4 protein-coding genes and 2 pseudogenes are annotated in these 5,912 nt (G+C 49.4%); 2 read left to right on the forward strand and 4 right to left on the reverse strand.

Translation table 11 applies throughout. The annotated features are described in order from the left end of the window. Nucleotides 1-729: SDR family oxidoreductase (locus tag ACVCAM_RS25830; protein ID WP_032446872.1), on the forward strand; the 729-nt coding region annotated here is incomplete at its 5' end. A 91-nt stretch (nt 730-820) separates the two neighbouring features. On the opposite strand, the gene ACVCAM_RS25835 is transcribed toward ACVCAM_RS25830, so the two are convergent. From ACVCAM_RS25835 to ACVCAM_RS25850, 4 genes and pseudogenes are all read right to left on the reverse strand, one after another. Beyond that, the gene (locus ACVCAM_RS25835) at nt 821-1,465 is read right to left on the reverse strand and encodes a quinolone resistance pentapeptide repeat protein QnrB1 (RefSeq protein WP_014386481.1); all 645 of its coding nucleotides are present in this window, start codon (nt 1,463-1,465) and stop codon (nt 821-823) included. A 95-nt stretch (nt 1,466-1,560) separates the two neighbouring features. Continuing rightward, nucleotides 1,561-1,962, reverse strand: a pseudogene (locus tag ACVCAM_RS25840) (helix-turn-helix domain-containing protein); the annotation flags it as partial. A 75-nt stretch (nt 1,963-2,037) separates the two neighbouring features. Continuing rightward, nucleotides 2,038-5,055, reverse strand: a complete 3,018-nt coding sequence (locus ACVCAM_RS25845; RefSeq protein WP_004199413.1) for a Tn3-like element IS3000 family transposase — start codon at nt 5,053-5,055, stop codon at nt 2,038-2,040. Nucleotides 5,056-5,080: 25 nt separating this feature from the next. Then, entirely contained in the window at nt 5,081-5,434 is a 354-nt protein-coding gene (locus tag ACVCAM_RS25850; protein ID WP_022631167.1) for a hypothetical protein, read from the reverse strand. 248 nt (nt 5,435-5,682) lie between these two features. Between ACVCAM_RS25850 and ACVCAM_RS25855 the strand changes: the two are divergent. Further along, a pseudogene (locus ACVCAM_RS25855) lies at nt 5,683-5,912 on the forward strand (hypothetical protein); the annotation flags it as partial.

Raw genomic sequence — 5,912 nt, forward strand, 5'->3', positions numbered from 1 at the left:
TTAATTACCGGTGGGGATTCAGGGATTGGTCGTGCTGTTGCTATTGCCTATGCTCGTGAAGGCGCTGATGTTGCGATTAACTATTTACCTGAAGAAGAAGACGATGCGCGTGAAGTGGTCGATCTGATAAAAAAAGCAGGCAGAAATGTTTTGGCCATCCCCGGAGATATCCGTGATGAGGCTTTTTGCGGTCATCTGGTAACACAGGCGGTAAAAGGACTGGGAGGGTTGGATATCCTCGTCAATAATGCGGGTCGTCAGCAATTTTGTGAGTCAATTGAGGAACTCACCACAGAAGACTTCGACGCAACATTCAAAACCAATGTTTACGCTATGTTTTGGATCACCAAAGCGGCCATACCCCATCTTTCACCAGACAGCGTGATAATTAATACCTCCTCCGTACAGGCTTATGAGCCAAGTGAAATCTTGCTTGATTATGCTCAGACTAAAGCAGCTATCGTGGCATTTACTAAATCGCTGGCGAAACAGCTGGCCCCGAAAGGGATCCGTGTCAATGCCGTCGCGCCGGGTCCATACTGGACTGTACTGCAGTGCTGTGGTGGTCAACCGCAGGAAAAGGTGGAGAAATTTGGGGCAAATGCGCCGCTGGGACGCCCTGGTCAACCGGTGGAAATCGCGCCGCTTTATGTCACCCTGGCCGCTCGGGAGAACAGCTATACGTCTGGTCAGGTCTGGTGTTCTGATGGGGGGACCGGAACCCTCTAACGTTTACGATCTGTGCGTCGAAAGTGACTTTTAAGGCAAGGGCGGACACTATTGTATAAGGGCGGGAGCGGTACTTACCGCTCCGTGAATGCTAACCAATCACCGCGATGCCAAGTCGCTCCATGAGCAACGATGCCTGGTAGTTGTCCAACTTAACGCCTTGTAAATCAACGCCCCGAATATCTAAGTCACCCAACTCCGAATTGGTCAGATCGCAATGTGTGAAGTTTGCTGCTCGCCAGTCGAAAGTCGAAAACTCGCCGCCGGAGAGATCTGAACCACTGAACGTCGCGCCCAGTACCTGGGCACCTATCCAACGGTTTTCCCACAGCTCACACTTTTCCAACACGACTTTCGAAAAATTGGCGTAGCTTAGATTGGTATTCGTGATATATGCGCTACAAAACCAGGTGCGCGTGGTGATCATATTCATAAAGCTTGCGCCGCGGAAATCTGCGCCTTGTGCGCGGCAGTGGCGAATTTCAATGCCCAGCGCACTGGAATTGCGAAAATCCGCCATGGATAAATCACAGCTTTTAAAAATGGCATCTTTCAGCATCGCACGACTAAAATTGCACCCTTTCTGGCTTTCACGATCATAGAACTGACAGCCGATAAATTCAGTGCCGCTCAGGTCGGCACCTGAAAAATCACAGTTAAAAAATGTACTATTTTCAATTTTCTCACCGGTGAAACGGTTTCTGTCAATTTTTTCGCCAACGAGTGCCAGAGCCATATTTGTACCTGTTTTTTTTATACAGTAATGGCGTCATGGTAAACCCTGATGAGGTTATGCGTCAAATCCGCCAATATGACATCTGCAAATGTGCGTTAAATCTGGTGTTTTTTCAGCAAAGCGCGAAGCTGATGGTAAGTCAGACCCAGTAATTCAGCGGCTTTTTTCTGGTTAAATTTTGCCTGCTGTAAGCTGGTTTGTAGAAAGTCTTTCTCTTGCTGCTGCTGGAATTCACGCAGATCCAGCGGTAACCCTACAGACATCGGTTTAGTTTCCGGCGCCTGCGGCTGAGTAGTGTGGCGGCGGAAGGGGTCAATGATTATCTCATCCAGCGGGTAATCACTGGTTCCATGCCGGTAAACGGATCGCTCCACGACGTTTTTCAGTTCACGAATATTGCCCGGCCAACGGTAGTGGAGGAGAGTTTCTCTGGCCTCGGCACTAAAACCCGGAAACAGAGGTAATCCGATCTCGCGGCACATCTGAATGGCAAAATGGGGTTCTAGGGATTTTCCGTCCAAAAACGACAAAGTGCTCTGGAGGCCGCGCCGTCCGTGGCCTCCAGAGGGGTATTACTTTTCGCTGACGGGTAAATATCCCTCGATTGAGCGCATAAGCTCCTCCAGATCTGGCAATTTTTCGCTCAATTCGAAGTGGTAAGTCCCCTTGAGGTTAATGTTGTGCCAGGCCACAGGGGATGCCTGTTTGACGATATCTATTCTCTTGGTATCTCCTTGGTATTCGAAGCTGGTCAACAGCTGGCTGAGTATCCTGGAGTTGAAGTAAACGATGGCATTGGTGACCAGGCGAGCGCACTCATTCCATAGCTGGATTTCTTCGTCTGAACTGCCCCGGAACTGATCCCCATTGACGCTGCTCACGGCCCGACGCAGTTGGTGATAGGCCTCTCCCCGGTTCAGCGCGCGCTGAACATAGTTTCTTAAACTGGCATCATCGATGTAGCACAGTAGATAATTCGCTTTCACCAGGCGATTGTATTCCGTCAGGGCTTCCAGCAGCGGGTGATTGCGCTTGTACTCCGAGAGCTTTCTCACCAAGGTGGCTTGCGTTGTTTTCCGCTGCTTAAGTGATACTGCAATCCGTTGGATGGTATCCCAGTGCTGCGCAATACGATGGGTATTGATTGGCTTTTTTAAGCACAGCTGAATTCGGTGTTCTTTGTCTTCCTTGACATCAAACATGTCATTGATCACTTTGCCAACCTGGGCATAGCGTGGGGCAAACTGGTATCCGAACAGATCCAGTAACGCGAAGTTCACATGGTTCACCCCATGGGTATCGGTTGAGAGCACATCCGGAATGATGTCTGACGTATTGCTCATCAACAAATCAAAGATGTAGTGCGATTCATGTTCGTTGGCGCCGATCACTCTGGCGTTGATCGCAGCGTGATTGGCGATCAAGGTCATGGCAGAAACACCTTTTTGAGTGCCAAAGTACTTCGACGAATAACGGGTTTTGAAGGTCTCGCGCCGGGCTTCGAACTTTTGACCATCGGCACTGGCGTGGATCACATCTTCCTGGATGTTGTAGTACCGGAAGATGGGTAGCTTGGCTGTCGCGTTATTGATGTTGTCGTTAGCAGCATTCAATGTTTCCAGGCGAAGATAGTTCGCCTGGATAGTGCTGAGCTGATCATAGGTACGATCAGAGATCTGTGCCATGCCGTAAATGCCTTGATTGGTTGCATTGCCGACCAGAATTGCCAACAGGTCATATTCATGGGAACGGCTTCTGGATTGGGAACCCAGCACATGAGCGAAGCAGTCAATGAAACCGGTGTCACGATCAACCATGCGCAGTACATCCGCAATCCCCGTTGTGGGAATTTGCTGGAAGAAGGGATTGTTGACCAGATGATGTTTGCTGGCCGAAGGCAGGCGCCAGAAGCGTTTACCCTGCGGATTACGCAAGATGATATTCCGGTTGTCTTCCTGTTCAAGATATTCGCCGACTTCGTACAAACGGGTATCCAATTCCATGGCCATCTGTTTGATCAGCTTTTCAGGCTCCTCCGCTAATTTTGTAAAATGGCTCTGTTGAAGCAGCGTATATTTGTTTTTTCGCCAATGTTCCCCGTCGATCAGGTCGGCGTCGAGTGCCCGGTATTTAGTGATATCAGGCAGCGTCAGCTGGCCATTCAGGCGATCAGGAATCTGTTGATAGAGGAACCACTCATAACGATCGATCAGGATATTCCCTTCACCATCCAGCAGGAATTCACGTGATTTTTTGGAAAGGAGTCTGGTGTCGGCAGTTTGCAACTGAGCGTCCTGGCCGTTGAGTTCGTTTTGTGTTTTCGCCAAGGCGGCCGCTAAGTGCTGGGTGCCGTCGCAGCCTTCGAAGCGCAGACATAGGAACAACTCTCGCAGCAAACCTTTCCGCAGACTTTCTTTCTCGTCGCAGTACTGCCACATGGCTTCATCGACCGATCGTCGCTGCTCGTTCAGGAAGAGACATACAGATTCCAGATCCCTTTTGGTCAGCAGGCTCAGTGCTTGCTGTCTTACTGTTGCAAACGGTAGTTGCAGATCAATGCTGTCATCAATGAACAGGTGCAGTACTTCAGCTGCCTTGCTGACATTTTTAGCTGCTTTTTGCCAATCCTTAAACACCGCTTCCTGCGCATAATCCTTTGCCTTCTGTTTGGTCTGTCTGACATGATGCACAAAGCCATCGGCAATACGTTCCAGCGCTTGCTGCCATCGCGTTTGAAGATAGCACAATAAATACAGCCATTGGCTGCCTACGGTTTGACGTTTCAGTTTGGCACCGTAGTAGTCGACTTTCTCTGCCAGGTGTTGCAGATTTTTCTGCGACAGTGATAGCGTGCTCAACAGCAGATCCACTTCCGGCATCCAATGCTGGATATGGCGATAGACAATCAGTTCTTTCTCCAACTCGGTTCCGGTGAAGTTACGAGCCGATTGTCGCAACTGTCGGAACGGCAGTGGACCTGTGCCGTTCACGAGCTCCGCCAGTGCTTGCTTAAGACCGCGTGACATTGCACGCTCAAGGTGCGCGGCCATGTGTTCCTGTTCGTCTCCCACCACCTGACTGATGATCTTTTGCAGCGTGCTGTAGGCAGGGATTGCGATCTTCTGCCCCGAACAATATTCATTGGCCGCATCGAAGAGGTGCCTAGGCGCTGTCCAGGCTCTGGCTTGCTGGGATAAGTAATCTCTCAACGCCGCTCCATGGTCTTTGACATTCCAGCGCTGGTAGTTGCAGAGCTGGAAAACACGTTGGTAAATCCGTTCGTTCTCTTTTGGCGTGAGATTAAAGGGTCTACAGCCTGGGCCTGGTAGAACGGTTTGATAAACGTATTTGAGGTCCTGCTTGATCTGATGAAAGCCGGGATTCAGCACCACCGGCTTGGCTTTGAAATAGCCCAGCAGTACCACCAGCATGTAACGCTGGCCCCGATGACGGAGGCTTTTAGCGATCGCCAGTTCCTTATCGTTCAGCGAGAAAAAGAAGCGTTGGTCGGCGGAGGTGAAAGCGGGGGGTCCATATAACTCATCTTGTTCTGCCTCGGACAAGATTTGGACACGTTCTTCGAATGCCATGGATTTAGCCCAAAAAGACTAAATCTTACTCAAACAGAGCCCAAATAGGGATCTCGAAAAAAGTAATACCCCTCTGGAGGCCACAGACGGCGGGGCCTCCAGAGCACTTTGTCGTTTTTGGACGGAAAATCCCTAGAACCCCAAATTTGTCTCCGTCTTGATCCTCGATGAGATTACCTCGCAGAGAAATGGTCGCACCGTCATGCATCGTTTTGGCCTGTTCGACAGTCATGATTCTTGCATCTTCAGTCCCACGATAACCTTCATCCAGAGCGTGGGCTGGCGGTGGAGCTGTATCATTTTTCAACCCGCCGTTATCATCAGCAAGCGCTGGCGACAATAAAAAACAACATAATAATGGCGTTATGGATAATTTCATATGTTCTCCTTTTGCCAAGGTTGAAATGTTAAGTGTGGTTGCTATTTATTAACACTGCGAACTGGATAAGTCTCAAATAATATTGTTTAAATTAAATCTAACGTTGGTGGGGATATAAGCGCAACGGTAGAGGAAAGTAGGGGGGGTAATATTCCGAGAAAATTAAGTGTAGCTGGATAATATAGGTCATGCCATTCATTTTGGTCTACGCTTATTAGTCTTTGTGATAAATAATGAGAGGTAATTGAATGGCTGGCTTAAACAAGGAAAAAAAGACCATCAATAAAACCAATTCTGCGCGTTTTCCGGCGCCGCCTTTTCAACAGCAGCAGCAGCCCTTTCCCGGGCTGGCGGGGAAAATGCAACCGCGCCCCGATCATGGAGAAGACAGCTATCAGGGAAGCGGTCGCCTGAATGGGCGCAAGGTATTAATTACGGCACTGTTGCAAATAGTCGGTGGTGATAAACTTATCATCCC

This window comes from Enterobacter sp. CFEC122, assembly GCF_052983755.1.